This window comes from Latilactobacillus sakei (assembly GCA_002953655.1).
Taxonomy (GTDB): domain Bacteria; phylum Bacillota; class Bacilli; order Lactobacillales; family Lactobacillaceae; genus Latilactobacillus; species Latilactobacillus sakei_A.
Window position 1 is genome coordinate 848,480 of sequence record CP025839.1, and the last position, 25,702, is coordinate 874,181.

Consider the following 25,702-nt stretch of genomic DNA (forward strand, 5'->3'; position numbering starts at 1 on the left):
ATTAAATATGAAGGGATGTAAGAATTATGAGCGAAGTTATTACAATTGGAGAACCATTAGTTTGTTTTGCCTCAAAAGATATTGATCAGAGTCTTGCAGCAGCAACCAATTTTCAAAAGATATTAGGTGGGGCCGAATTAAATGTTGCAATCGGTGTTAAACGTTTAGGGCATACAGTCGACTATATTACGCAAGTTGGCTCGGATCCATTTGGAGACTTCGTTAAAGCAACAATTGCTGAACATGGCGTGGGAACTCGATACATTAGTGAAGATGCAGATTATTGGACGGGACATCAAATAAAGCAACTTGTATCTAAAGGTGATCCAGCGACATTTAATTATCGAAAAGGCTCAGCAGCTGCCCATCTTAATAGTGAAGTTATAAATAATATTGATTTAACAGACGTTAAGATTGCCCATATGTCAGGAATATTTCCAGCTATTTCAGCAACTGCGGAACAAACATTCAGAAATTTATTAGAAAAATTAGTTCGAGAAGATAAATTTATTACCTTTGATCCTAACTTACGACCTTCATTATGGGATAATGAAGAGGTGATGCGCACAACAATTAATGAATTGGCAGCTTACGCGGATGTTGTCTTACCCGGTGTTGAAGAAGGTAAGATTTTAATGGGCAGTGATGATCCAGAAGAAATTGCTGATTTTTATTTGAAGGGTAACAGAACTAAAACTGTGATTGTTAAAGTTGGTGCGGAGGGTGCTTTTATTAAAAATAAGGATGGTTCAACAAACTTAATTAAAGGTTTTAAAGTTGATAAAGTAGTTGATACTGTTGGTGCTGGTGATGGATTTGCGTTAGGAGTGATTACAGCAATTCTCGATGGAAAATCGATTGAATCGGCTGTCTTACGTGGGAATGCAGTTGGTGCCTTACAAGTTCAAACACCAGGAGATAATGACGGTTACCCAACTGTCGAACAACTAAGTGCTTTTTACCAAATGAAAGGTGTTCAAGAAAAATGAAATTACAAGTTGCAATTGATAGAGTAACACTAGAGGATGCTTATCAAAGTATTCAACAGCTTGATGGTATTGTGGATATTATTGAAATCGGGACATCTTTAATTAAGGAATACGGACTATTTGCTTTAAGCGATTTTAAATCGAAGGTTGTCCATTCAGAGCTATTATTTGACTTAAAGGCAATTGATGAAGGCGTTTATGAATTTGAAAAAGGGTACGCAGCTAATGCGGATAGTTTAACTGTGATGGGAAGTGCCTCAATCGATACCCTTAAACAAACATATAACCTGGCAATGAGTGCTAAAAAAATGATCCTAATTGACTTATTAGAAACCAATAATGATAAAATCAACCAATTAAAACAGTTTGATGAAGCTATTTTTAATTTACATTATTCCTATGATAATAAGAATCAGAATTTTGATGCGGTCAAAGCAGTCTCAGAATTTCATACTAATTTCCCAGAAATTAAGAATATTGCTGTCGCTGGGGGAATTAATTTAGATCAGGCAGAAAAGCTAAATAAGCAAGCTATTGTTGATCGAATTATAGTTGGTGGTAGTATTATGAATAGTCGTAATTCAATCGAAGCGGCGACCAAGTTTATGGAGGTAATAAAATGAGTTTACTAAATGAAATTATGAGTGAAATTAACACTGTTATTGGACAGGTTAGCGATGCAGAATTAGACCAAGCAGAAGGACTAATTACTAAAGATAAAAGAATTTTTATTTTAGGTGCTGGCCGGTCAGGATTAATGGCTAAAGGTTTCGCAATGCGATTAATGCATATCGGCTATACAGTTTTTGTAATTGGTGAAACAATTACACCCTCGATTGCTGACGGGGATGTCTTAGTATCTGTATCAGGATCTGGATCAACTAAGAGTGTCTTAGAACCAACCGTGAATGCCAAAAAAATTGGTGTAAAAGTAATTGGCGTAACCAGTAACAAAGATTCTCAATTAGCAAAGGTTGCCGATCAAGCAATTATTGTACCTGGTGCGACTAAAAATGATGATAGCGTTAAATCAATTCAATTATTGAGTACGTTATTTGATCAGAGTGTGCACATCACATTAGATGCATTAGTTTTAAAAATCAGTTTAAGAGATAATATCTCAAACGAACAAGCTAAGACAACCCATTCTAATTTAGAATAATTAATTTGTAGTAACTAATATATAAGAATAAGAATATTTATAGGTATACGTTATTAATTTTATAATGATTAAAACTTAAAAAAGGTGCTAGGGTAGATAACCGCTATCCTAGCACCTTTTTATATTTTTAAGATAAATGGAATATCAATGGCAATTAGATAACGCTCACATTTGTGTTAAATAAGTCTTTACTAATTTGACATACATCAATGCTATTTTTTGATAAACTGGAATAGGAAAAATTAAGAAGGGGTGGGTAAATGGGGCAAGGACAAGTTATGAAGCAACATATGGCATTAAATTTAATGCAATTATTATCAAAGAAACGGCAACGAAAATTAACCGTCGCCGAGTTTTTAGAACAGGCAGAGGTCTCGCGAACGACCTTTTATTATCATTTCCCAAATGGGATGTGTGGTCTGTTTAGATGGACATTAGAACAAGAGGTACTAGCGCTGGTAAGGCAGGCGATTTGCGCCGGCCACTGGGAAGAGGGCTGTCATGAGATGGTCCACTTTGTGACGCGTTATCCTGAATTTTGTTTAAATATCTATCGTTTCTCGGATGAAATGGAACGTTGTGCTTTCTTTGAATCCTTCACAACGACTGTCTTTAAACAAGTACTTGAAAAATATCGAGCTCACTACACCGACACAGAGTTGAAAGACTTTGAAAGCTTTTACAGTGGGGCACTCGTTAACCAAATTGATCGGTGGTTTGAGGGGAATTTAAAGGAACCAGGCGAGGCCATTGATGTGCGCGTCTGTTTTAATTTACGTCAAATTGAACGTCTGATGAAATAATAACTGTACAAATGAAGTGTTTTGTTCGGGATTAGAACAAGTTGCCTTGTTTGTCAGTGGTGACCAAATCATGATTTGGTAAACTAAGAGTGTACCAATATTAAAAAAAAGCGCAATAACCATGATAAAAAGCCCGGCCATTGGCCGGGCTTTTTATGCGATATCTTCAACAACGTTATTAATAAAAACTAATTAACGCTATTTAAATTAACGGTTATCTAGCTGACTATTTTACCTATGAAACGACGCCATATCAGCTATTTTCCTATGCTATAATAAAAAAATCTTGAGTATCGAGATAATTATGGAGGGGTAAAATATGAAAAGCTACCAGACAATTTTATTATCGAGTATGGTTTTAAGCACACTAAATACGGGGACCGTATTAGCTGACACAGCAAATCAAAAAACAGCTACGGATCAAACAGAACAAACCAAGACCGTTGCCAATAGTAGTCGTGTCACTTCAACGCATCAATCTAATGGCGCCACTACAAGTTCAGCAACAACAGTGAGCGCTGTGGCACTGGCACCCAAATCAACAGTTCAACAACCAACCAGTCAATCAATCAGCGCTAAATCAGTCACGCCTGTGGCCACACAACACACGCAGCAATCAGTTAGTCAAACAAAAGCAATACCAACTGCAACCCAACAAGCTGGCAGTGTTGCCTTGACGCCTGCCAATTTTCCAGACGCGGGGTTGCGAAAAAAGGTCAGTCAATTTGATTCGGACAAAGACGATGCTTTATCACCAACCGAATTAGCAAAGATAACATCACTTAACTTGTATAATACTGGTGTGAAAGATATAACGGGGATTAAATTATTAACCCATCTATCAAACTTAGATGTTAGTTTTTCAGAATTAACAAAATTAGATTTACGCGGCATGACATCATTAACTGAGATCGATTATAATGGAAGCCCTAATTTGACAGAAATTGACGTTAGAGAATGTCCTAATCTAGTTTCAGCCTTTCATTCAGTGAAAAACGAAACGGTTTATATCTCAGCGGGAATGACGCAATACATTGGTTGCCCATACGTTGATGAGCATACGGGGCACATCGTCATTGATTTGAGAGGTGTTGCTCAAAGCCAACCAAATGGCTCAAAAACAGTTGATTTAAGTCGGGTGATTTCGCCTGATTTATTGGCAGTATTTAAAAAACACCAACAACCTGGTTTTGATGTTAATACGAATATGCTAACAATTCCAGCTAATCAGACAAGTTCAACCTATGTAGCCGGTGAAGATGATATGTATAACGATACAAACTGGTTATTCTACACCAATTATGATAACCAAGCCTTACCTGTAACAGCGAAATATGTTGATGAACAGGGTCGAGAATTAGCAAAGTCAGAAACCCTCAAAGGCGATTTAGGTGAACAATATAAGACTGTTCAAAAGGATATTGCTGGTTATACATTAAAAGAAGTACAAGGCGAAGCTACTGGAACCTATGCGAAGCAAGCCCAAACAGTGACATACGTTTATGCAAAAAAAGCCGCAGTCGTTACTGAAAAAGGAACAGTCACAGCGAAATACGTTGACGAAAAAGGCCAAGAGATTGCAAAAACAGAAATATTGAGTGGCAAAGTGGGCGACCAATACACAACAACTCAAAAAACAATCAACGGCTATACCTTCAAAAAGGTCGAAGGCACCACAACGGGCAAGTATATGAAGGCCAACCAAACAGTGACGTATGTCTATGCGAAAAAGGCCGCGGTCGTTACTGAAAAAGGAACGGTCACAGCGAAATACATTGATGAAAAAGGTCAAGAGATTGCGAAATCAGAGATTTTAAGCGGCAAAGTAGGGGATCAATACACAACTACCCAAAAAACAATCAACGACTATACCTTCAAGAAGGTGGAAGGTACAAAAACTGGCAAGTACACAAAGGCTAGCCAAACGGTAACCTATGTTTATACTAAGAAGGCCGATGTAACAGCAACGCGCCCAACAACACCTAATAAACCCAATAACCACGTTAACAAGACCCCAAATACCAATCAGCAAACAACTGTTAAAGAGACAGGTAAAAAGAAACTGCCACAAACTGGCACTAATAATGTTTTAGGCGTAACAATCGCTGGTTTACTATTAACCGCAGCAGCTGGCTTCAAATTGATTTTAGGGCGCAAGCAAAATTAGACTAACTAAAAAGGTGACCTTATAAAGGTCACCTTTTTGTGTGCGCTAATCAATATTAATAAAGTAATCGGGAAAGGTATCAATCAAGGTTTGTTGTTCTTCAAGCATCAAGTGTAAGTGATCGACCACTAGTTTAGTAGCTAGTGGTGTATTGTTGGCTTTGACCGCTTTGAGAATTGCCAGATGTTGATCAATTAGTTTTTGCCATTTAAGATTGGTGATTTTTAAACGTAACCATCTAAAACGAGTCAGTTGACTATTGAGAATTTGAAGCCACTCCCAAATCTGTGCTTTATCAGCAGCGATGTAAAAAGCTTTATGAAATTCATCATCCATTGCAAAAAAACCTTGTGCATCATTTTGATTATAGTAATATTCTTGCAGTTTAATAATTCGTTCTAGTTCTGGGGTGATAGTATCAGTACTCTTAGCAATCGCTTCTTTAACAATTTCCTTTTCGATATTCTCACGAACAAAACGTGCATTTTTAGCACTTTCTAAATCAATTTTAGCGACATAGGAACCACTTTGGGGGACAACATCGATTAAGTTGTCTTTTTTTAGATGGATTAATGCTTCTCTAACTGGTGTTCGACCTAAATCGATATCGCTGGTAATCATATTTTCTGAAATCTTTTGGCCCGGGATGTAATCAGCTAATAAAATTTTTTGTTTAATTAACTCGTAAGCGGTCCGTTGCATGTTGGTTGTATTCATCATTAACATTTTCAAGCCTCACTCTCGTAACTATTTTACTTGTTTTTTGATAGCATGGCAATGAAAGCGGTAAAAAAACTGTTGACACATGATTCACTTTGGATTATATTGTAAGCGTAAACAAACATACTAGTATATCAGTTTATTAATTTTTTTTAGCGGTTAATGTGTGCTATTGAGCAAACAATTAGGAGGATTCCGATGGAAAAGAAGAAAAGAATTTATACGCCTAAAGAAGTGACGATTGGTCGGTCACTTGCGTATGGTTTAACGGATGTCATGGGAGGCGCCGCGTTTACGATTGTAGGTGCCTTTTTACTTTATTTCTTTACCACTTTTGCCGGCTTAACTGCGGTTGAAGGGGCTGCTATTATTGGGATTGCAAGAATTGTAGACGCTATCACAAGTTTAGTGATGGGAAGTTTGACCGATAACTTTTATAAAACAAAATTAGGGAAACGCTTTGGACGTCGCCATTTCTGGCTGTTAATTGGTTCACCATTAATGTTGGAATATGTTTTAATGTGGGTTACAGGGATGAACTTCTGGTATTATCTAATCGTTTATCTATTGTTTGAAATTATTGCTGCGTCAGTCTTAATTCCTTGGGAAACCTTACCAACTGAAATGACGACTGATTATAAGGCACGGACAAAGATGTCAACTTGTCGGATGTTCATTTCAGCCACGGGGACCTTTTTAGCAACGTTTGTGCCGGGCCAAATTATCAATATGATGGGGCAACATAATTCATATGCTTACTTTGTCAATGCTTTAGTTTTTGCTCTGATTTTTGCGGCATGTATTATGGCATCTAATTTGGCTACTTGGGAACGTGAAATTACGCCTGAGATGGAAGCTGAATTTGCTAAGGCCCCTAAATTAGGTCTCTGGGGCGGTTTGAAAAAGCAAGTTAAAGATTATCTATCAACACTTAAAATTAAGAGTTTTAGAAAGCATTTATTGATCTACCTATTCTCGTTCACTGGTAAAGATGTCTACAATACGATTTTCGTTTACTTCGGTGTTTCTTGTTTAGGTATTTCCGCAACTAATTCAGCTAACATCCTATCATTATCATTCGTTGGGATTTTGGTAACCGTCATTGCCGGTTTCTTAATGGTTAAAAAAGGCCCACGGTTCTTATTCTTATCAGGTTATTCAATCATGTTCCTGATGTTGGGTGCTTTTTACATGATCTATCGGGTTAAACCAGACAATATTATGATGTGGTTGATGATTGTCGGGTTAATTTATCAAGTCGGCCGGGCAACATTAGAATTTACACCATGGAACGTCTTTCCATTTATTCCAGACTTAGATGAAATCGTTACCAAGCAACATCGCGAAGGAATTTATGCCGCTGTAATGACTTTTGTACGTAAATCAACAGTTGCGATTGCGACTTTCGTTGTTGGCTTAGTCTTACAATCCGGTGGCTATAAAGAAGGCCAAACTGTTCAAAGTGTTGGGACACAAGATACAATCGTCAGCATCTTAATTATCGGAACGGGGGGGTTAATCTTAATTGCCTTCTGTGTGGCTTTAACCTTCAAGTTAAATCGTGAAACGCATGATATTTTAGTCGATGAAATGAACCGTCTAAAAGAAGGTGGCTCAAAAGCCGATGTCACACCTGAAGCTAAAGAAGTTGTCGAAGAATTAACTGGCTTTAAGTATGATCAAGTTTGGAATGAAGACAATGCTAAATAAAAGATTGAGAGGGGATTTACAATGGTTCATTTAACAGATGATTATCGGTTCCACAAAGAAGCTTTCGAAGCAGGTGCAATTAATGTACCGCAATATTCGCAAATGGCAATCGATGAAGAAACGAATAACGCACCAGTTTGGGTTCATTTTGGTGGCGGGAACCTCTTCAGATGTTTCCACGCTGCGATTGCACAATCTCTATTAAATCAAGGCGAACTGAAAAGCGGCGTAGTCGTGGCGGAAACTTATGATGACGAAGTGGTCAGTCGTATCTATCGGCCATATAATAATCGGATTTTACAAGTGATTACCAAAGCTGATGGTCAATTTGAAAAGCATTTATTGGCAAGTGTCGCGGAAAGTTATTTCTTTAACCAGAGTAATCAAACTGATTGGCAAGCAATGATGGCCATTTTTGCAAAACCAAGTCTCCAATTTGCCACTTTCTCAATCACTGAAAAAGGGTATAACTTATGGCAAAGTAACGGCAATTTATTAGAGATGGTCGCTCAAGATATCGAAAATGGCCCAGAAGCGCCATTAAATAATATGGCCGGTGTGACGGCATTGCTTTACCATCGTTATCAAAATGGGGCCACACCAATTGCGATGATCAGTACGGATAACTTCTCTCAAAATGGCGACCGTTTAAAGAAGAGCGTTTTGACGGTTGCCCAAGGGTGGGTGGCTAAAGGGCACGTACCAGCTGAATTTATCGATTATTTAACGGATACCAAGCAAGTTAGCTTCCCATTATCGATGATTGACCGGATTACGCCGAACCCTTCACAAACAGTTGCTGATCAATTGGCAGCAGCTGGGTTAGAAGATAATACCATTTTGCATACAACCAAAGGGACGAATATCGCACCATTTGGGAATACTGAAGAAACGCACTATTTGGTGATTGAAGATGCCTTTCCAAATGGACGACCAGATCTAACCAAAGCCGGTGTTTACTTAGTCTCACGGGACGTTGTGAATGATGTTGATGAGATGAAAGTAACCACTTGTTTGAACCCGTTACACACATCACTAGCAGTCTTTGGTTGCCTATTAGGTTATCAATCAATTTCAGCAGAAATGCAAAATCCAGATTTAGTCCAATTAATTAAGCAAATTGGTTATCACGAAGGTCTACCAGTTGTGAAGGATCCGGGCATCATTAATCCTAAACAATTTATTGATGAAGTTGTTAATAAGCGATTACCAAATCCATTTATTCCGGATACCCCACAACGAATTGCCAGTGATACGTCACAAAAGATGGCGATTCGCTACGGTGTTACCTTACAACATTACGTTGACCGTTCTGATTTAACACCAACGCAACTTCATTTTATTCCGTTGACGATTGCTGCTTGGTGTCGTTACTTAGTTGGTCTAGATGACAATGGGGCTGCTTTTGACCTGAGTCCTGATCCATTACTCAGTGAATTACAAGCTGATTTGAAGGATCTTCAATTAGGACAAGCAATTGATGCACATGCATTGTTACAACCAATCTTAAGTAATAAAACAATCTTTGGCCTTGATTTATATCAAATCGAGCTTGGGACTCGGATTGAAACACTTTTCAGTCAAATGATGGCTGAAAAAGGTGCAATTGCCGCCACATTACACACATTAATTGAAAAGGAAGCTGAATAATATGCAAAACATGGGTTTTAGATGGTATGGCTCAAATGATGATCCAATTAAGCTACAAGCAATCAAACAAATTCCAGGTACAACACAAGTCGTGGGGGCCCTCTTTGATATTCCAGTTGGGGAAGTTTGGCCTAAAGAAAAAATTGCGGCTTTAAAAGCAGAAGTCGAAGCGGCCGGATTAAAATTAGAAGTTATCGAATCGGTCAATATTCATGATGATATTAAAATCGGCTTACCAAGTCGGGATCAATATATCGAAAACTATAAGACAACTATTCGTAATTTAGCAGAATACGGGATTAAAGTGATTTGCTACAACTTCATGCCAATCTTTGACTGGGTACGGACAAACTTGGCTTATGAACTACCTGATGGCTCAACCGATTTAGCCTTTGAACATCGTTTTGTTGAAGGTGATCCAGAAGACATTATCAAATCAGTTGAAAAGGATTCAAATGGCTATGTTTTACCAGGTTGGGAACCAGAACGTTTGGCCGAAGTAAAACACCTATTCAAGGCTTATCAATCAGTTGATGAACAAAAGCTAGCTGAAAACTTAGATTATTTCTTAAATGCCATCTTACCAACTTGTGAAGAGGTCGGGATTAAAATGGCGATTCATCCCGATGATCCACCCCGTCCACTATTCGGCTTACCACGGATTATGAAAAACAGAGACGATATGGTGCGGATTGAAAAGATGTATGAAAGTCCTAATAACGGCTTTACCTTATGTACCGGTTCATTAGGTGAAAATCCAGATAATGATGTACCAGCGATTATCCGCGAATTTGTTGGTCGTAATAAGGTACCATTCGTTCACGCGCGGAATATTAAGTTCATGACAGACGGTGATTTCCACGAATCAGCGCACTTATCATCAGAAGGTTCATTGGATATGTTTGAAATCATGAAGGCTTTACACGACAGTCACTTTGATGGTTACATTCGTCCTGATCACGGCCGAATGATTTGGGGTGAAGTCGGTCGTCCCGGTTACGGTTTATACGATCGTGCGTTGGGGATTACCTATTTAAACGGTTTATGGGAAGCAATTGATAAAATGGATCGCTAAAAAGGGGGACGGCACAATGACACTTTTAAATGAAGATTTTCTCTTAACTAATGAGATGGGTCAGAAACTTTATCACGATCACGCAGCAAAGATGCCAATTATTGATTTTCACTGCCATCTCAACCCAAAAGAAATCTATGAGAATCATAATTATCCAAATCTAACACGGATTTGGTTGAACGATGGCTTGTTTGGGGATCACTACAAGTGGCGCTTAATGCGAACTAACGGCGTACCAGAAAACTTAATTACAGGTGACGGCGATGAATATCAAAAATTTATGGCGTGGACCAAAACCATTGAAAAAGCAATTGGCAATCCACTATATGAATGGGCTCATTTGGAACTCAAACGCTACTTTGGAATTGATGAACCTTTAACGAGTGAATCGGCGCCTCGTATTTGGGAAAAAGCTAACGCATTACTAGCAACGGATGACTTTTCACCCCGCGGTCTAATCAAAAATTCAAACGTCAAAGTTGTTTGCACAACGGATGATCCTGCTTCTGATTTGCAGTATCACAAATTATTGCAAGCCCAAGAAGCTGAAAATGGCTTTAAGGTATTACCAGCAATGCGCCCGGATAAAGCATTCAATATCGCTGCAGCAAGTTTTAACGACTACTTAGCTGAATTGGGGCAGGCTGCCGGTATTACAATTAACAACTTTGCAGATTTGATTCAAGCATTCGAACAACGCTTTGATTATTTTGAAGCCTTAGGCGGGCGCCTTTCTGATCACGGGTTGAATACATTCCATTATGTGCCCGCTTCAGAAGCACAAGTGGATCAAATCTTGCAAAAAGGTCGGGACAATGCACCGTTAACGGCAACGGATGTTGATGCTTACTTAACCGCATTATTAACGCAATTAATGCGGATCAATCAAGCGCACGACTGGACAATGCAATTCCATATGAATGCGATCCGCAATGCTAACAAACCAATGTTTGCTAAGATTGGCGCTGATACAGGTTTTGATTCAATGGGCACCCAAGCGGATATTGCCGCTGAATTTATGAAGCTCTTAACGGCCGTTCAAATTGATGATCACTTGCCTAAGATGATTTTATATTCATTAAATCCTAATGACTGGTTACAATTGGCAACTGGGATGGGTTCTTTCCAAGAAGGCCCCGTTCAAAAGATTCAATTGGGCTGTGCTTGGTGGTTTAACGATACACGAGAAGGGATGCAGGATCAATTGACGATTATGGCGCACCAAAGCTTAATCGCCAACTTTGTCGGTATGTTGACCGATTCACGGAGCTTCCTCTCTTATCCACGTCATGAGTACTTTAGACGAGTGCTATGTAACTTAGTGGGTGAATGGGCGGCTCGCGGTCAGGTCCCTGACGATGAGGCCTTCTTAGGCAAGATTGTCGAAGACATTGCCTACAATAACGCACACGAATATTTTGGATTTTTTTTAAATTAGGCAAACAGTAGTGTACAGTAACTAACGACGAAAAGGGCGCCACTACAAAACATTGTTTTGGAAGTGACGTCTTTTTTATTAGGGGGATATTTATGGAACATGTTGTACCACTTTTATGGGTAGTTGTCGGAATTTTTATATTGTTAACGTTAAATCTAAAATTTAAAATGCATAATGTATTAGCATTACTGATTGTAGCGATATTTGTATCAGTTGCTGAAGGCGTCCATATCGATAAAATAGTGCCAATTATCGAAAAGGGTCTTGGCGGAACCTTGGGCAAATTAGCATTAATTATTGTTTTTGGAGCGATTATTGGTAAGATGATGACTGACTCAGGTGCTTCTCAACGAATTGCGCGCACAATTATTGACCGATTCGGGGTTAAGTATCTCCAATTTTCGTTGTTGTTGATTGGGACAATATTTGGGATGGCAATGTTTTATGAAGTGGCCTTCTTAATTACGGCACCGTTAGTTATCAGTATTGCTAAAGAGGCCAAGATTCCATACATGAAATTAATTGTACCCACAGTTGCTGGTGCAACTATGGGACACAGTATCTTTCCACCACAGCCAGGGCCAATGGCGTTAGTAACAGCGTTCAATGCTAATATTAGCCAAGTTTACATTTATGGTCTAATTGTGATTGTGCCGACAATTATTTGTTCCGGTGTTATTTTAACGAAGTTTATTCCAGGAATTGCTCAGATGCCATTATCAGAAAATATGGCACCTTCTGAAGCAATCGATTTGGAAAAAGCACCAAACTTTATGACCAGTTTAATGGTGCCACTAATCCCGGCATTTCTAATGATTATTGCATCGATTATTAATTTTAGTATTGATTCAAAATCAACTTTATATCAAATTGTGAATTTTTTTGGTAGCGCTGAAATTAGTATGTTAATCGCGGTGCTTGTTTCGATGGTTGTTTTTGGCTACAAGTGTGGGAAGACTAGCGGCCAAGTTACAACGATGATGAATGAAGCAATTGCTGGTGTCTCGAACGTCTTACTGGTCATTAGTGCTGGCGGGATTTTAAAAGAAGTCATTATCGAATCAGGCGTTGGTGATCACATTGTTGGTTTAGTTGAGAAAATGCCTGTTTCGCCAATTATTCTCGCCTTTATTATTACGGTAATTATCCGAATTCTAACGGGGCAAGGTGCTGTGGCCGCAATTACAGCGGCGGGAATTGTCCAGCCGATGGTCGCAGCGTTCAATATCAATCCAGTACTAATGGTTCTCGCAATTGCTTGTGGGAGTAATACCATTACCTTAATGTATGATGGGGGCTTTTTACTGTTCAAAGAAACATTTGGTATTTCAATGAAAGACACGTTCAAAACATGGGGATTATTAGAACTAGTTAATTCGCTAGTTGGTTTAGCGGTCGTTATGTTATTAAATATTGTACTTTAATTCAAGGAGGAGAAAAGTTATGTATCGTATTGAAAATGAACAATTGAGCGTCACGATTAATCCAGTGGGGGCTGAAATTACGAGTATTTATAATAAGCAGGCTGATTTTGAGTATATTTGGCAGGGTGTTCAATGGCCTAAGCATGCGCCGGTTTTATTTCCAGCTATTGGGCGTTCAAATGAAGACGCTTACCTAATTGATGGTCAAACGTATGACATGCCACAACATGGTTTTGTAGCGGATCAGCATTTCACATTAGAAGCACAAACGACAACCAGTTTAAGCTTGAAGTTAGTTGCTAATGAGACGACTTTACAGTATTATCCCTATCACTTTGAGTTGATAATTGGCTTGCAATTAGAGGCAGATCAATTGTGCTTCACAGCGACAGTCAATAATTTAGAGGATCAAAACTTGTCATTTTCATTTGGGTCGCATCCAGCTTTTAATGTACCTATCAACGATGAAGGCCATTTTGATGAATACCAAATCACTTTTGCAACGCCAGAAGATGAAATCCGCTATTTTGAAATTATTAAAACACCTAATCCTTATCGTTCAGGGAAATTATGCACCTTGAAGCATGTTGAAAATAAAACGGTCCCCCTAACACATAAAATGTTTGAAAAAGGATTATTGATTATTGAAAACCAATTAGCAGGGATTAAACTCACCTCAGAAAAGAGTGCCCATAGTATTGGCCTTGATTTAGGCGATTTCAAGTATCTGACATTGTGGACCAAAGAGGGCGCAGATGCGCCGTTTTTGTGCTTAGAACCATTCTACGGGCTACCAGATGTTGCTGGTGACAAACGGGAACTGGCGACTAAGGAAGCTAACTATCATTTAGCAGCAAAAGAAACAGCGTCAATTGGCTATACAATGACATTTAAATAACAAATTTCATGAGGACTAGCTCGGTGAATAACTGGGGCTAGTCCTTTTTAATGCATCTACAATAACTAATAATTGCATAATAAATTTAAGAAAGCGATTGCAAGATAGCGTTTGCAGTGCTATTATTTCTTTATAAAGAAAACGGTTTCTGAATTAGAAACTTCATTACTAATCAGTCAACCGGGTAAAGAAGGGCGTTTGAGAAATGGGATTTATTAATTATATTTTATCGTTGGGTGCAAGTGTCATGATGCCGATTATTTTCTTAATTGTCGGTTTGATTTTGGGAATGGGCTTAGGTAAATCATTAAAATCCGGCCTTTCTGTCGGGGTTGGTTTTGTAGGCCTTAGTACATTAACGCAATTGTTAGCTGATAATTTAGGCCCCGCGGTGACGCGAATGGTTAAAATTTACGGTCTGCATTTACATACACTGGATATTGGTTGGCCAGCTGCTTCCGCAGTCGCATTTGGGACGCAAGTTGGCGCGATCATTATTCCTTTAGGGTTAGTTGTTAATATTTTAATGTTACTAACCAAGACAACGAAAACGTTGAACATTGATTTATGGAATTACTGGCATTTTGCTTTTATCGGTTCAATCGTTTCAATTGCCACGAAGAGTTTCTTATGGGGAAGTTTTGCTGCCATCATCGTCTTTATAATCACAATGGTTGGTGCCGATTTATCGCAAGAACGTGTCGCGCGCTTTTACGGTAAGAAACTAGACGGGATTTCTTTGCCACACGCATTTTGTGTCAGCTTCATTCCGTTAGCAATTGTCGTTAACTGGTTAATCGATAAAATACCAGGGCTAAACAAAATTGATTTTGATGCCGAAAAATTACAAAAGCGCTTTGGGATTTTAGGCGATCCGATTTTCTTAGGGGTGATTATCGGGATTTTAATCGGTGTCTTAGCTAAATATAGCCTGGCCAAAACACTTCAATTGGGGATAATTTTAAGCGCTGTCATGGTCTTAATTCCACGAATTACGTCACTCTTTATTGAAGGGCTAGCACCAATTTCTAAACGTTCACAAGCTTTGATAAGTCGTAAGTTTGAAGGCCGTTCATTCAATATTGGGATGACACCAGCGTTAGTGATCGGGCATCCAACAACATTGGTAGTTTCATTGGTATTAGTGCCTACAATTTTATTCTTATCAATTGTCATTCCAGGTAACGAATTCTTACCACTGGCGAGCTTGTCAGGCTTGATTTATATCTTCCCAATGGTTTTGCCATACACAAATGGGAACGTGTTTAGAACCTTTATCACAGGCTTATTGGCATTAATTATCGGTGTCTTATCAGCAACAAGCCTAGCTCGCATCTTCACGTATGCCGTTAGAATGGTCCAAGCGAGCTTGATTCCTGCTGGTACACCATCAGTGGCCAGCATCGACTTTGCAGCTAGCCCGTTAGCATGGTTAGCCTACGAGTTAGTCGCTAAGATCAGCATTATCGGTCCTGCTATTTTGGTCATCTTCACATTATGGTTAATGATCTATAATCGCCGTCAAATTCAAAAAGAAGAACAAGCAGCACGCTAACGAATAGGCAGTTAATCCTGGAAGAGGGATTAGCTGCCTATTATTGTGTTATTAAATAATTATTTAGCAATAAGCTTGTTTAAAAGCTTCAGCGTCGTATATACTCTAATTAATGAATAAAATGAACGGAGAAAAGTTATGAGCAGAAAAATATTATATCAAGATATCTCAGACGATTTAAAAAAGAAAATTTTTCAGAATCAATATCCTGTAGAAACATTGATGCCAACTGAGAATGAATTGGAAGCGCTATATAACGTCAGCAAAATTACAATTCGCAATGCCATTAATTTATTAGTTAGTGAGGGTTATGTCGAAAAACAAAGTGGTAAGGGTACGACCGTTATCAGTAATCGATTGTTTAATAAGTTATCACGTGCGGAATCATTTTCGAGCATCTTGGAAAAACGTGGTTTAAAATTAGAAAAACAAATCATTGATATCACGGAGATTCCAGCTGATGAAGCTGAAATTAAATTTGAAATTGGTAAATTAACCAACCGTGTTTCCAAAATTTCAAAACAATATCTGTTAGACGGTGTACCCTATATTTTATTTACACATTACTTACCATTCCAAATGAATGCTCACTTGCGTAATGAACTTAATGTTTCTTCTTTATATCAAGTTTTAAAAGAAGTCGGTGAGATTGCAAGTTCGTTTGACGATACTTTTGAAGGCCACTTGTTAACAAAGTCAGAGCAATCTGCTTTAAATACGGATCAGGTAGTTGGCATTAAACGCATCAGAAAAGCTTACAATGAAAAGAATCAGTTGATTGAATATTCAATCGCTATCTATAATACAACGATGAATCCTTACGAAATTAGATATGAATTGTGAGGTTCTGTATTTACAATTAAACATTATAATGTTATGATGAATTCATAATCTTGAGGGAGGCATCGTGATGATTGATTTATACGTAAAGAACGGTCGGTCGATTTCCGGCGAGCCAATTGAGATTCTAATTGAGTACGGTAAAATAAAAGCGGTTTCAAAAAAATTCGATAATATTACAGCACGTAAAATATTGGATTTAAAGCAGTCTGCTTATGTTAGCGCTGGTTGGATTGATGATCATGTTCATTGTTATGAGAAGTTAGCGTTGTATTCTGATCAACCTGATTTAGATGGTGTGACAGCAGGGGTTACAACCGTGATTGATGCTGGTTCAACAGGCGCCGATAATCTAGCTGATTTTTATCAGTTAGCGTCCAAGGCTAAAACTAATGTCTATGCAATGTGCAATATTTCGAAAACAGGGATTATTGCTCAAGACGAATTAGGTGATTTAAAGCGGATCCAACCACAATTAGTCAGTGAAACATTAGCGCAATATCAAAAACAATTTGTTGTTGGTATCAAAGCTCGTATGAGCAAATCGGTAGTTGCGGGAAATGGTATTGTCCCTCTTGAACGGGCTAAAGCGATTCAAAGACAGAATGCTGGCATTCCACTAATGGTTCATATTGGGACAAATCCACCGGAACTTTCGGAAATTATGGCAATGCTTGATCCTGGTGATATTATTACGCACTGCTATAACGGTAAACCCAATGGTATTTTGGACCATGAGCTTGGACAGATTAAGCAATTTGCAATTGAAGCTTATCAACGTGGCATTATCTTCGACGTTGGACACGGAACTGAAAGCTTTAGTTTTGAAGTTGCTCAAAAAGCAAAAGAAATCGGATTAGCACCACAAACGATTAGTAGTGATTTATATCACCGTAATCGGGAGAATGGACCAGTTTATAATTTAGCGACTTGTCTGGATAAAATGTATTATTTAGGTTATTCCTTAGCCGAATTGATACCGATGATTACCAGTCAACCAGCTGCTAATTTTAAGTTGATGCACAAAGGTCACCTAGCGGCCGGCTTTGATGGCGATTTAACTATTTTTAGTATTGAAAATCAGGAAAAAATATTAACTGATTCAAATGGGTATCAAGTCACCACACACCGCGTCTTTGCCCCACATTATTCAGTGGTCGGCGGGACGGTTTATCAAACAAATATGGAGGTGCAACATGGCGAATTTGTATGAAAAATATGATTTAAAGCAAGTTATTAATGCTAGTGGCAAGATGACCATCTTAGGGGTTTCTAAAGTGGGTGCTAATAGTATTCAAGCACAGCAGTTTGGTGATGAAAATTTCTTTGAGATGAGCGATTTGGTAACAAAAACGGGTCAATATTTAGCACAGTTATTAGATGCTGAAGCTGCAGTAATTGTCTCATCAGCATCCGCAGCAATCGCACAGGCAATCGCTGGGATTATTGGAAAGGGTAGTCAATATCATCTTTATCATCCATATACCGATAAGATTAATAAACGAGAAATTATCATTCCAAAAGGTCAAAACGTCGATTATGGGACACCTGAAGAAGTCATGATTGAACTAGGTGGCGGCCGGATGGTGGAAGCTGGGTACGCTAATATGTGTTCAGCGGATCATGTTGAGATGATGATTAACGATCAAACCGCTGCCATTTTATATGTTAAGAGCCACCACGCTGTTCAAAAGAGTATGTTGACGATTGAAAGTGCCATTGAAGTGGCCCACCGGCATAATCTACCACTTATTTTGGATGCGGCTGCCGAAGAAGATTTAAAGAAGTATATTAAAATGGGTGCTGATATTGTGATTTATAGTGGTGCCAAAGCTTTTTCTGGGCCGTCATCGTGTTTAGTATTAGGTAATAAACAGTATATTGATTGGTTGGGATTGCAATCTAAAGGTATCGGCCGAGCAATGAAAATTGGTAAGGATAACATTCTTGGTTTGACTCAAGCGATTGAAGATTATGTTCAATTTGGACCAGAGACTGGTCAAAGGATGATTGAACGGTTAACACCTTTTGTAGCACAAATTAATCAAATAGAAGGTCTTGAATGTGAAATCGTACAAGACTCCGCCGGGCGCGATATTTACCGGGCTAGTGTCAAAGTTGCTAAAACGGCTCGGATGAATGCGCAACAATTGATTACGGCATTAAAAAAGGATAGTCCAGCTATTTATACACGGGAATATCGGGCAAATATGGGAATTATCGAATTTGATATCCGAGCAGTTTTTGAACCAGAAATGAAACTTATTCTAGATAAGCTCAATAAAATAATGAAGTAGGTGATCATAATGAACACAGCAACCCAAGCAATGATTGTGGCAAGTATTAATCCTACTAAATGTGAGGCCATATTGAAAAGTGCATTGGCTAAAATGAAAGCGGTTAACGCTACCCCGGATGAGAACCAGATTGAGATATTAGCCAATCATTTAATCGAGATGGTTACGCGTTCAGAAAATAATGAACCGCTAATGGCGATTGATCCAACTGTTTTTAGTGAATTATCAGAAGATAGTTTGGCAGCAGCTGCACAAATTGTTGAGGAAATTGGTCATCTGAACATTGATGAAAAGTATGTTTTAGCAGTGCATTTTGAAGTTGCCAAAAATAAGGAGGAAATTAATCATGGTTAAAATTATAATTGCGGATCGAATGGGTAAAGGTCAAAAAATTGCAGAAGGCATTAGAAAAGCAGGTGGTGAGGCAGTCGTTGTACCCGGTATGGGTGCTGATATGCGCTTGGGTGATGTCATGCAAAAAGAAAATGCTGACTTAGGACTCTCATTTTGTGGAAGTGGTGGTGCTGGCGCAATCACTGCCAAAAATAAGTATGGTTATACAGAACGTCACGGTATGCGTTCAGTTCAAGAAGGAATCACAGCAATTCAAGATGGTATCCAAGCACTTGGGTTTGGGTTTATGGATACGGAAGAATTAGGCCAAGGCCTTACGGAAGCTTATTTAAAACGACACAGTTAAAAGGAGAACGCGATGGCTAATTATCAGGTGCAGCAACAGATGACAGTAACGGTCAGTGGTAGTGGTGAAAGTGCAGAAGTAGCGACAGCCGCTGCTTTAGCTCAGATTTCCAAGCAAGTTGGTCAACCCGACGAACTTGTCTTTCAGATTACACCGCAATCAATTACAGTGACTAAGGCTGAAAAGCAAGTATATACTGAACGATTCTTATGGTTTTTCTTGCCTCGAGAACGAACAAATTATCAGATGACATTAGCAGTAGAAGTTGCGGTCAAGTTACTCGATCTTCAAGCAATTCCGTTTCATGAGCAACGTGTACAGGCGCCCGATAATATGCCACTGCCAAAACTTAAATTTAAAAGGGAATAGGAGGCTGTAAAATGACAATCATCATAATTTTAATGAAATCTATTCTAATTGGTGGCTTGGTTGGTTTTGCTGCCGGAATGGGTGCCGCACGAATGTTCAACGCACCGACAGTACAAGCCTTGGGTGCTTTTAGAACGTTAGGTGAAATGAATGCTTGTGAAGGTGATCCTGCGTCACATTTCTCATTTGGACTAGGTTTTTTCTTCAATGCTTGGGCGTCAACGGTTGGCGCTGGAGCATTCACGCAAGATGTGACGCACCGGGTTATTCCCAATTGGGCGGCTGCTTCATTGTTGATTAGGAATAAGAAACTAGAAGAAACGGTGCATAATCCACGGAAAATGGCCATTTCAGGTGGCTTGATTGGGATTGTTGTCGTGTCCTTCTTAAATACAACTGCTTCAGCAATTCCTAAGTCATTGCAAGTGACTGCTGTGAAGGTTTTAGTGCCGGCAGCTGATTTATTGATTAATATCGTCATGCCAATTATTTTCTTATTGGCAGCAATTGATGCGGGTAAACGTTCTGGCCTTTGGGCAATCATTTTTGGTGGCTTATCAGCGATGATTATGGGGAATGCCGTACCAGGAATTGTTTTAGGTATTTTGATTGGTAAAGGTGTTGATGATTTAGGCTGGACTAAAACAACCAAAATGATGTTAGGCGCTATTATTTTACTGTTTATCCTTAGTGGTTTCTTTAGAGGATTTGATGTTGAAATGATCCAGAGTTTTAAACTATCAGTACCAGATTGGTTAACAAATATGCATGGTGTATTCAAAGTTAAATAGGAGGTTGGCAATGGACACAATTGAGATTAATAAAAAAAGCTTTTGGTATTCCGAATGGTCATTCCCAATTCTAGTTGGCTTAATGTCCGCCGGTGTTTTTGCGGGAACCCATATGTATTACCAATACGGTGTTGGGGCGTTTAATGAAGTTGCCATTGTTGCGATGCTAAAAGCGGGGATGGATGGTGGTTCTTACGGTGCTGCCGCAGCGTTTGGGGCTAGTTTCTTATTCGCGAGAATTCTAGAAGGGTCACTTGTTGGGATCTTAGATTTAGGTGGTTCAATTCTGACGGGTGTTGGAATTGGGATTCCTGCAATTTTATTGAGTATTGGTTGGAAGGCACCGATTGAAAATTTTGCTTTTGCAATTGTTATGGGCCTTTTCTTGGGGATTGTGATTGGAATCATCATTACAACCGTACGTAAATACACAATTAATCAATCGAATGCCACTTTTGGTGCTGATGTGATGATGGGGGCCGGGAATTCATCAGGACGATTTTTAGGGCCATTAATTATCTTGAGTGCGGCCAGTGCTTCAATTCCGATTGGGATTGGGGCCACAATTGGAGCAGTAATCTTCTATCTATGGAAGAAACCAATCGCAGGTGGCGCAATTTTAGGGGCGATGATCTTAGGTGCATTTTTCCCAATTGCTTTAAAATAGATGAAAAGAGGAAAAATAATGACTTTACAACCACAATTTTACAAGGACCGCGTTTGTTTAAACGTGTTAGCTAATTCTGTTGAGAATGCACAAGATTGTTATGAAGCAGCAAAAGGAAATATTGTTTTAGGGGTACTCTCTAAAAATTATGCGACAGATGAAGCCGCCATTACGGATATGAAACGTTATCAGGCAGCAACTAATAATGCACTATCGGTTGGCTTGGGAGCAGGAGATCCTAATCAAAGTACGATGGTCACGCGCTTAGTTGGTACGTTACAACCACAACACGTTAATCAAGTTTTTACAGGTGTTGGGGCTTCAAGACAAGCATTGGGTCAGACCGAAACGTTCATTAATGGCTTAGTATCGCCAACTGGTCGGGTTGGTTTTGTCAATATTGCAACGGGTCCTTTAAGTAGTCGTAGCTCACAGGCAGTGGTTCCAATTGAAACGGCAATCGCACTTCTGAAGGATATGGGGGGAAGTTCAATTAAATTTTTCCCTATGAAGGGCCTAGCTTGCAAGGCAGAATATGAAGTAATTGCTAAAGCATGTTCTGATAATGATTTTAGTCTAGAACCTACTGGTGGAATTGATTTAGATAACTTTGAAGAAATTCTACAGATTGCGTTAGACGCAGGCGTGAAAAAGGTGATTCCACACATTTATAGTTCGATCATCGATCAAACGACAGGGGATACACGACCATCTGATGTGGCACGCTTATTTGAAATCGTTCAACGCTTAGTAATAGCATAAAAAAAGAGTACGCCTAAAAAAATTTAGGCGTACTTTATTTATGGTGGAGGGAAAATGAAAACAGTAGACATTTATTTTGTACGACATGGGCAAACATACTTTAATTTAATGCATAAAATGCAAGGTTGGTCAGATTCACCCTTAACGGCAGAAGGAGTTGATTGTGTAACCACTACAGGGCAGTCTTTAAAAACGATTGATTTTGATGCTGTATATAGTTCAGATTTGAAACGAGCTCTGGATACAGCAATCATTATTTGTCAGCAAAGCAAACATGAATTACCTAAGATTCAGCAGTTACCAACTCTTCGGGAAGTATTTTTCGGCGGCTTTGAAGGTTTAAATAACTTAGAAACTTGGGCGATTGTTGGAAAACCACTGGGTTGTAAAACTCAGGCTGAGATTATTGAGCGATATTCAATCGATATTGCCCGAGATGTGATGCATCAAGCAGATCCGTTTGGTTATGCAGAAGATGCAGCCGCATTTTGGTCACGTTTTGAAAGTGCTCGGCAAATATTACTGAGTGAAAACAGGAATCATGCTAGAATATTAGTGGTTACGCACGGGACATTTTTAAAAATGTTGCTATTGAAATATTTTGGCGATGTTATTTCAATTGAATCGGCTTTTCCAGAAAATGGTAGTGTGACGAAAATCAGAATTAGTCATGAAAAGATGGTATTATTAAAATAACCCTAAAAAAGGCGCTCCAGACAAAGATTTATTTGTCCGGAGCGCCTCATATTGTTTAATTTTTAAGCATGCATAATTCTTTCGAATTCTGCATGGTATGCTTTGGCATTTTCAGTTACTTTGGCAAAATCACCTTTTTCAGCAGGGCCAACAAGGTTCCCACCAGCACCAACGACGACTACGCCTTTAGCAAACCAGTCTTTCATATTTTCTAAGTTAACACCGCCAGTTGGCATGATGTTGACATATGGGAATGGGGCTTTAACAGCTGAGATGAAGCCTTGGCCAACAACACTACCAGGGAAGACTTTCACGATATCAGAACCAAATGACATTGCTGTTTGGATTTCAGTAATTGTCATGCAGCCTGGCATATAAGGGATTTGGTAGAGGTTACACATTTTAGCAACTTCTTCGTTGAAGGAAGGGCTTACAATGAATTCCGCACCAGCCATGATTGCGATCCGAGCTGTAATTGGTTCTAAAACAGTACCGGCACCGATACAAACTTCAGGGTCATCCTTGAATTCTTGTTTCAATTCAGCGATAATTTTATCAGCTTCTGGGGCAGTGAATGTTAATTCGATACCTTTAACGCCACCGACGATACATGCCTTGGCTGCTTGATAGGCTTCGTCCTTAGAAGCACCACGAACAACAGCTACCACACCAGTGTTTTTAACCTTTTGAAGAATATCCATTTTTTGCAAAAAAATCAGCTCCATTTCCATATAATAAATTTACTTTTTGATAAAGAAACTATATAATAGTTATATTATAACGCTTTCATTCTAGAAAACAAGTAGGAGATTGTAAAAATGACAGAAACAAAATCGTATGGCACCGTCTTAATTAAGGCCAAACAAATTCTAGATTATTTAATGGATCAGCCGGCAGGGCAGACATTAAAAGAAATTAGTGATGGCTTACAAAGTACTAAATCAACCACTTTAAAAGTGCTCGCAACAATGTGTGAGTTGAATTTGTTGTGGCGCTCAGAAAATGATAAACGTTATTTTTTGGGATCGGAATTGATTGGTTACGGGCAAAAAGCATTGTCTGAGTTTGATATTAAGAATGTTGCGGTCCCATACCTACAAGAATTGCGCGATGAAACTGGTGAAACAGTCCATCTGGGCATTCATGCCGGTGATTTTGTTGTTTTCTTGGAAAAACTAGAAAGTCCCCGCAGCGTTAACTTGAAATCAAAAGTTGGGGGGAAGCTAAACCTCTTTAGTTCGGCCATGGGCAAGGCCTTTTTGGCGACAATGCCGGATGAACAAGTAACGGCTTATTTGAATCGGGTGGCGTTAACTGCACTCACAACGCATACGATTACCGATCCAAACGAGCTCCAAAGGCAGATTAACCAGGTTAAAGAACGCCATTATTCAATTGACGATCGTGAAAATGAAGAAGAAGTTTTCTGTGTGGGTGCCGTTTTGGAAAAGCACAATCGTGTTTTTGGGGCATTTAGTGTCAGCACACCGGATTATCGGTTAGATGCCAAACGGAAAAAGGCGATTACCACAGCGGTTTTGAAAACGAAAGAAATGATTGAAAGACATCTTTAAAAAAAGAATCCTAATTAGGATTCTTTTTTTTATTGATTTTCTGAAATTTTAGAGAGACTAGTAAACAGTTTCTGCTTATCATCATCTTTAAAATAACTAAATTGATTTGCTTCAAGTTGATTAAATTGTGATGTTAAGTAATATGCTTGTAAGAACAAGGTCAGATGATCTTTAGCAATCCTTTGGTTGTCTGTAGCGTCAGATTGAAAGTTATTAATAACAGCATATGCGAATTTTTCAGGATCAATTTCTAATTTCTCATTTTTCATAATTATTACAGAACTCCTTTCAGTTTATAGGTATTGTTGCATTTCACAAATTAGTAATAAGAAGGGGCCAACCCCTTTGTGATCATTGGTAACAATTGGTTCACTCATATAATAGGCAAAAGAGCCATCTCGTTTAGATGGTCCACCAAGTCCACCTACATGAGCGATTTTGTTAACGTTAACGTAATTTTCTTTAGTAACACTGATAAATTGACGTAAGGCTTGTTTATAGCCTTCCAGTAAGAACGGTAACCAATTGTCTTTATTAATATAGTTTAAACGAATTGATTTGGCAATAGCTGTTAGAATCATTAAGCTACCTGACGATTCTAAATAATTTAATGGTCGATCCCCTTCATCCGGAATTTGATACCAAAGATTTGTTTTAGAATCTGCAACTTTACGTAAGGAATTTAAAAGATTATTAAGGTTATTTAGGATATCGATACGTTGTGGATTGCTTGCTGGAATGTATTCCAATACATCAACCATGGCCATTACAAACCAGCCTATACTTCGTGTCCAAAAATGTGGAGAGTGTCCATTAATAGTATTAGCCCAAGGCTGGGTCTTTTTTGCATCATAAGCATGATAACATAGACCAGTTTTTGAATCTAAGGTAACATTGTAAGCAGTAATAAATTGGTGCACAACATCAGCAAGATCATTATCTGATTTAAATTGGCTAAGATATCGCCCATAGAATACAGATCCCATATACAGACCATCTAACCATACTTGATTGGGATAGATTTTTTTATGCCAAAAGGTCCCTTCTGGTGTCCGGGGTTGTTCTGATAACTGATTATATAATTTATCTGCAGCTTTTTTATATTTTAAATCATGCGTTTGTTCAAATAAGTCGAGCAGGATTTTTCCATTATTAATATGATCTAGATTGAATTCTGAAAAAGAGTAGCCGTCGATGTTACCATCATCGTCTAAATAGGCGTCAATATTATTCTTGATATAGTTAAAATATTTTTTATCGCCACTGGCTAAGAATATCTGGAACATTCCAGATAACATTAAGCCATCTTCATATTCCCACTTGTGTTTTAAGTTCATATTAGGTTCGCGGTTAATTAGCGTATCCCCTGCAAGTTGAATCCAGTTAGTTTGTAAATTACCATAATTATTATACAT

General features: G+C 38.7%; 27 protein-coding genes. 23 read left to right on the forward strand and 4 right to left on the reverse strand.

Features of this window, described 5'->3' with window-relative positions:
- Window positions 1-26: 26 nt before the first annotated feature.
- From C0213_04225 to C0213_04245, 5 genes are all read left to right on the forward strand, one after another.
- Window positions 27-989 carry a 2-dehydro-3-deoxygluconokinase gene (locus C0213_04225; protein ID AUX11640.1) on the forward strand — a complete coding sequence of 321 codons (963 nt, stop codon included), beginning with the start codon at window positions 27-29 and terminating at the stop codon, window positions 987-989.
- The gene (locus tag C0213_04230; GenBank protein ID AUX11641.1) at window positions 986-1,612 is read left to right on the forward strand and encodes a 3-hexulose-6-phosphate synthase; all 627 of its coding nucleotides are present in this window, start codon (window positions 986-988) and stop codon (window positions 1,610-1,612) included. The genes C0213_04225 and C0213_04230 overlap by 4 nt, the downstream gene beginning before the upstream one ends.
- Window positions 1,609-2,151: a 6-phospho-3-hexuloisomerase gene (hxlB, locus tag C0213_04235; GenBank protein ID AUX11642.1), complete on the forward strand. Its 543-nt coding sequence runs from the start codon at window positions 1,609-1,611 to the stop codon at window positions 2,149-2,151. The genes C0213_04230 and hxlB overlap by 4 nt, the downstream gene beginning before the upstream one ends.
- Before the next feature lie 260 nt (window positions 2,152-2,411).
- A complete protein-coding gene (locus C0213_04240) occupies window positions 2,412-2,954 on the forward strand; it encodes a TetR/AcrR family transcriptional regulator (protein AUX11643.1) in 543 nt (180 codons plus the stop codon).
- A 319-nt stretch (window positions 2,955-3,273) separates the two neighbouring features.
- Window positions 3,274-5,121, forward strand: coding sequence for a hypothetical protein (locus tag C0213_04245; protein AUX11644.1), 1,848 nt, complete (start codon window positions 3,274-3,276; stop codon window positions 5,119-5,121).
- A 45-nt stretch (window positions 5,122-5,166) separates the two neighbouring features.
- Here C0213_04245 and C0213_04250 read toward each other — a convergent pair whose 3' ends face one another.
- A complete protein-coding gene (locus tag C0213_04250; GenBank protein ID AUX11645.1) occupies window positions 5,167-5,847 on the reverse strand; it encodes a GntR family transcriptional regulator in 681 nt (226 codons plus the stop codon).
- A gap of 192 nt (window positions 5,848-6,039) precedes the next feature.
- Here C0213_04250 and C0213_04255 point away from each other — a divergent pair, with 192 nt between their 5' ends.
- The 17 genes from C0213_04255 to C0213_04335 all read left to right on the forward strand — a co-directional run bounded on the left by C0213_04255 (window position 6,040) and on the right by C0213_04335 (window position 22,713).
- Entirely contained in the window at window positions 6,040-7,551 is a 1,512-nt protein-coding gene (locus C0213_04255; GenBank protein ID AUX11646.1) for an MFS transporter, read from the forward strand.
- Between the two features lie 21 nt (window positions 7,552-7,572).
- Window positions 7,573-9,201 carry a mannitol dehydrogenase family protein gene (locus C0213_04260; GenBank protein ID AUX11647.1) on the forward strand — a complete coding sequence of 543 codons (1,629 nt, stop codon included), beginning with the start codon at window positions 7,573-7,575 and terminating at the stop codon, window positions 9,199-9,201.
- Complete coding sequence (uxuA, locus tag C0213_04265; GenBank protein AUX12811.1) at window positions 9,194-10,276, forward strand: mannonate dehydratase; 1,083 nt, start codon at window positions 9,194-9,196, stop codon at window positions 10,274-10,276. The genes C0213_04260 and uxuA overlap by 8 nt, the downstream gene beginning before the upstream one ends.
- 16 nt (window positions 10,277-10,292) lie before the next feature.
- On the forward strand, window positions 10,293-11,714 hold the full coding sequence (locus C0213_04270) for a glucuronate isomerase (GenBank protein AUX11648.1): 1,422 nt from the start codon (window positions 10,293-10,295) through the stop codon (window positions 11,712-11,714).
- A gap of 92 nt (window positions 11,715-11,806) precedes the next feature.
- Entirely contained in the window at window positions 11,807-13,138 is a 1,332-nt protein-coding gene (locus tag C0213_04275; protein AUX11649.1) for a gluconate permease, read from the forward strand.
- A 19-nt stretch (window positions 13,139-13,157) separates the two neighbouring features.
- Window positions 13,158-14,036: a galactose mutarotase gene (locus C0213_04280; GenBank protein ID AUX11650.1), complete on the forward strand. Its 879-nt coding sequence runs from the start codon at window positions 13,158-13,160 to the stop codon at window positions 14,034-14,036.
- 205 nt (window positions 14,037-14,241) lie between these two features.
- Window positions 14,242-15,591 carry a PTS sugar transporter subunit IIC gene (locus tag C0213_04285; GenBank protein ID AUX11651.1) on the forward strand — a complete coding sequence of 450 codons (1,350 nt, stop codon included), beginning with the start codon at window positions 14,242-14,244 and terminating at the stop codon, window positions 15,589-15,591.
- A gap of 138 nt (window positions 15,592-15,729) precedes the next feature.
- The gene (locus C0213_04290; GenBank protein AUX11652.1) at window positions 15,730-16,434 is read left to right on the forward strand and encodes a GntR family transcriptional regulator; all 705 of its coding nucleotides are present in this window, start codon (window positions 15,730-15,732) and stop codon (window positions 16,432-16,434) included.
- 67 nt (window positions 16,435-16,501) lie between these two features.
- Complete coding sequence (locus tag C0213_04295) at window positions 16,502-17,644, forward strand: amidohydrolase/deacetylase family metallohydrolase (protein AUX11653.1); 1,143 nt, start codon at window positions 16,502-16,504, stop codon at window positions 17,642-17,644.
- Window positions 17,628-18,728 carry a SelA-like pyridoxal phosphate-dependent enzyme gene (locus tag C0213_04300; protein ID AUX11654.1) on the forward strand — a complete coding sequence of 367 codons (1,101 nt, stop codon included), beginning with the start codon at window positions 17,628-17,630 and terminating at the stop codon, window positions 18,726-18,728. The genes C0213_04295 and C0213_04300 overlap by 17 nt, the downstream gene beginning before the upstream one ends.
- Window positions 18,729-18,737: 9 nt before the next feature.
- Complete coding sequence (locus tag C0213_04305; protein AUX11655.1) at window positions 18,738-19,082, forward strand: transcriptional regulator; 345 nt, start codon at window positions 18,738-18,740, stop codon at window positions 19,080-19,082.
- Window positions 19,075-19,428 (forward strand): hypothetical protein, encoded by a 354-nt coding sequence (locus C0213_04310; protein AUX11656.1) that lies wholly within the window; start codon window positions 19,075-19,077, stop codon window positions 19,426-19,428. Before C0213_04305 ends, C0213_04310 begins: the two co-directional genes overlap by 8 nt.
- 12 nt (window positions 19,429-19,440) lie before the next feature.
- Complete coding sequence (locus C0213_04315; GenBank protein AUX11657.1) at window positions 19,441-19,797, forward strand: hypothetical protein; 357 nt, start codon at window positions 19,441-19,443, stop codon at window positions 19,795-19,797.
- Between the two features lie 11 nt (window positions 19,798-19,808).
- Window positions 19,809-20,588, forward strand: a complete 780-nt coding sequence (locus C0213_04320) for a hypothetical protein (protein AUX11658.1) — start codon at window positions 19,809-19,811, stop codon at window positions 20,586-20,588.
- 10 nt (window positions 20,589-20,598) lie between these two features.
- The gene (locus C0213_04325; protein AUX11659.1) at window positions 20,599-21,255 is read left to right on the forward strand and encodes a hypothetical protein; all 657 of its coding nucleotides are present in this window, start codon (window positions 20,599-20,601) and stop codon (window positions 21,253-21,255) included.
- 18 nt (window positions 21,256-21,273) lie between these two features.
- Window positions 21,274-22,017, forward strand: a complete 744-nt coding sequence (locus C0213_04330; GenBank protein ID AUX11660.1) for a 2-dehydro-3-deoxyphosphooctonate aldolase — start codon at window positions 21,274-21,276, stop codon at window positions 22,015-22,017.
- Between the two features lie 54 nt (window positions 22,018-22,071).
- A complete protein-coding gene (locus C0213_04335) occupies window positions 22,072-22,713 on the forward strand; it encodes a histidine phosphatase family protein (GenBank protein AUX11661.1) in 642 nt (213 codons plus the stop codon).
- A gap of 62 nt (window positions 22,714-22,775) precedes the next feature.
- On the opposite strand, the gene C0213_04340 is transcribed toward C0213_04335, so the two are convergent.
- Entirely contained in the window at window positions 22,776-23,423 is a 648-nt protein-coding gene (locus C0213_04340; GenBank protein AUX11662.1) for a bifunctional 2-keto-4-hydroxyglutarate aldolase/2-keto-3-deoxy-6-phosphogluconate aldolase, read from the reverse strand.
- A gap of 108 nt (window positions 23,424-23,531) precedes the next feature.
- On the opposite strand from C0213_04340, the gene C0213_04345 reads away from it, so the two are divergent.
- The gene (locus C0213_04345) at window positions 23,532-24,287 is read left to right on the forward strand and encodes an IclR family transcriptional regulator (protein ID AUX11663.1); all 756 of its coding nucleotides are present in this window, start codon (window positions 23,532-23,534) and stop codon (window positions 24,285-24,287) included.
- 29 nt (window positions 24,288-24,316) lie between these two features.
- Here the strand turns inward: C0213_04345 and C0213_04350 are convergent, their stop codons facing one another.
- Together C0213_04350 and C0213_04355 are read right to left on the reverse strand one after the other, a co-directional pair.
- Window positions 24,317-24,556 (reverse strand): hypothetical protein, encoded by a 240-nt coding sequence (locus tag C0213_04350; GenBank protein ID AUX11664.1) that lies wholly within the window; start codon window positions 24,554-24,556, stop codon window positions 24,317-24,319.
- 24 nt (window positions 24,557-24,580) lie between these two features.
- Window positions 24,581-25,702 carry a glycosyl hydrolase family 88 gene (locus tag C0213_04355; GenBank protein AUX11665.1) on the reverse strand — a complete coding sequence of 374 codons (1,122 nt, stop codon included), beginning with the start codon at window positions 25,700-25,702 and terminating at the stop codon, window positions 24,581-24,583.

Bases quoted from the DNA above. Each gene is read 5' to 3' on its own strand.
- C0213_04225 (AUX11640.1), top strand. From the start codon at position 27: ATGAGCGAAGTTATTACAATTGGAGAACCATTAGTTTGTTTTGCCTCA.
- C0213_04230 (AUX11641.1), top strand. From the start codon at position 986: ATGAAATTACAAGTTGCAATTGATAGAGTAACACTAGAGGATGCTTAT.
- hxlB (AUX11642.1), top strand. From the start codon at position 1,609: ATGAGTTTACTAAATGAAATTATGAGTGAAATTAACACTGTTATTGGA.
- C0213_04240 (AUX11643.1), top strand. From the start codon at position 2,412: ATGGGGCAAGGACAAGTTATGAAGCAACATATGGCATTAAATTTAATG.
- C0213_04245 (AUX11644.1), top strand. From the start codon at position 3,274: ATGAAAAGCTACCAGACAATTTTATTATCGAGTATGGTTTTAAGCACA.
- C0213_04250 (AUX11645.1), bottom strand. From the start codon at position 5,847: ATGTTAATGATGAATACAACCAACATGCAACGGACCGCTTACGAGTTA.
- C0213_04255 (AUX11646.1), top strand. From the start codon at position 6,040: ATGGAAAAGAAGAAAAGAATTTATACGCCTAAAGAAGTGACGATTGGT.
- C0213_04260 (AUX11647.1), top strand. From the start codon at position 7,573: ATGGTTCATTTAACAGATGATTATCGGTTCCACAAAGAAGCTTTCGAA.
- C0213_04270 (AUX11648.1), top strand. From the start codon at position 10,293: ATGACACTTTTAAATGAAGATTTTCTCTTAACTAATGAGATGGGTCAG.
- C0213_04275 (AUX11649.1), top strand. From the start codon at position 11,807: ATGGAACATGTTGTACCACTTTTATGGGTAGTTGTCGGAATTTTTATA.
- C0213_04280 (AUX11650.1), top strand. From the start codon at position 13,158: ATGTATCGTATTGAAAATGAACAATTGAGCGTCACGATTAATCCAGTG.
- C0213_04285 (AUX11651.1), top strand. From the start codon at position 14,242: ATGGGATTTATTAATTATATTTTATCGTTGGGTGCAAGTGTCATGATG.
- C0213_04290 (AUX11652.1), top strand. From the start codon at position 15,730: ATGAGCAGAAAAATATTATATCAAGATATCTCAGACGATTTAAAAAAG.
- C0213_04295 (AUX11653.1), top strand. From the start codon at position 16,502: ATGATTGATTTATACGTAAAGAACGGTCGGTCGATTTCCGGCGAGCCA.
- C0213_04300 (AUX11654.1), top strand. From the start codon at position 17,628: ATGGCGAATTTGTATGAAAAATATGATTTAAAGCAAGTTATTAATGCT.
- C0213_04305 (AUX11655.1), top strand. From the start codon at position 18,738: ATGAACACAGCAACCCAAGCAATGATTGTGGCAAGTATTAATCCTACT.
- C0213_04310 (AUX11656.1), top strand. From the start codon at position 19,075: ATGGTTAAAATTATAATTGCGGATCGAATGGGTAAAGGTCAAAAAATT.
- C0213_04315 (AUX11657.1), top strand. From the start codon at position 19,441: ATGGCTAATTATCAGGTGCAGCAACAGATGACAGTAACGGTCAGTGGT.
- C0213_04320 (AUX11658.1), top strand. From the start codon at position 19,809: ATGACAATCATCATAATTTTAATGAAATCTATTCTAATTGGTGGCTTG.
- C0213_04325 (AUX11659.1), top strand. From the start codon at position 20,599: ATGGACACAATTGAGATTAATAAAAAAAGCTTTTGGTATTCCGAATGG.
- C0213_04330 (AUX11660.1), top strand. From the start codon at position 21,274: ATGACTTTACAACCACAATTTTACAAGGACCGCGTTTGTTTAAACGTG.
- C0213_04335 (AUX11661.1), top strand. From the start codon at position 22,072: ATGAAAACAGTAGACATTTATTTTGTACGACATGGGCAAACATACTTT.
- C0213_04345 (AUX11663.1), top strand. From the start codon at position 23,532: ATGACAGAAACAAAATCGTATGGCACCGTCTTAATTAAGGCCAAACAA.
- C0213_04350 (AUX11664.1), bottom strand. From the start codon at position 24,556: ATGAAAAATGAGAAATTAGAAATTGATCCTGAAAAATTCGCATATGCT.
- C0213_04355 (AUX11665.1), bottom strand. From the start codon at position 25,702: ATGTATAATAATTATGGTAATTTACAAACTAACTGGATTCAACTTGCA.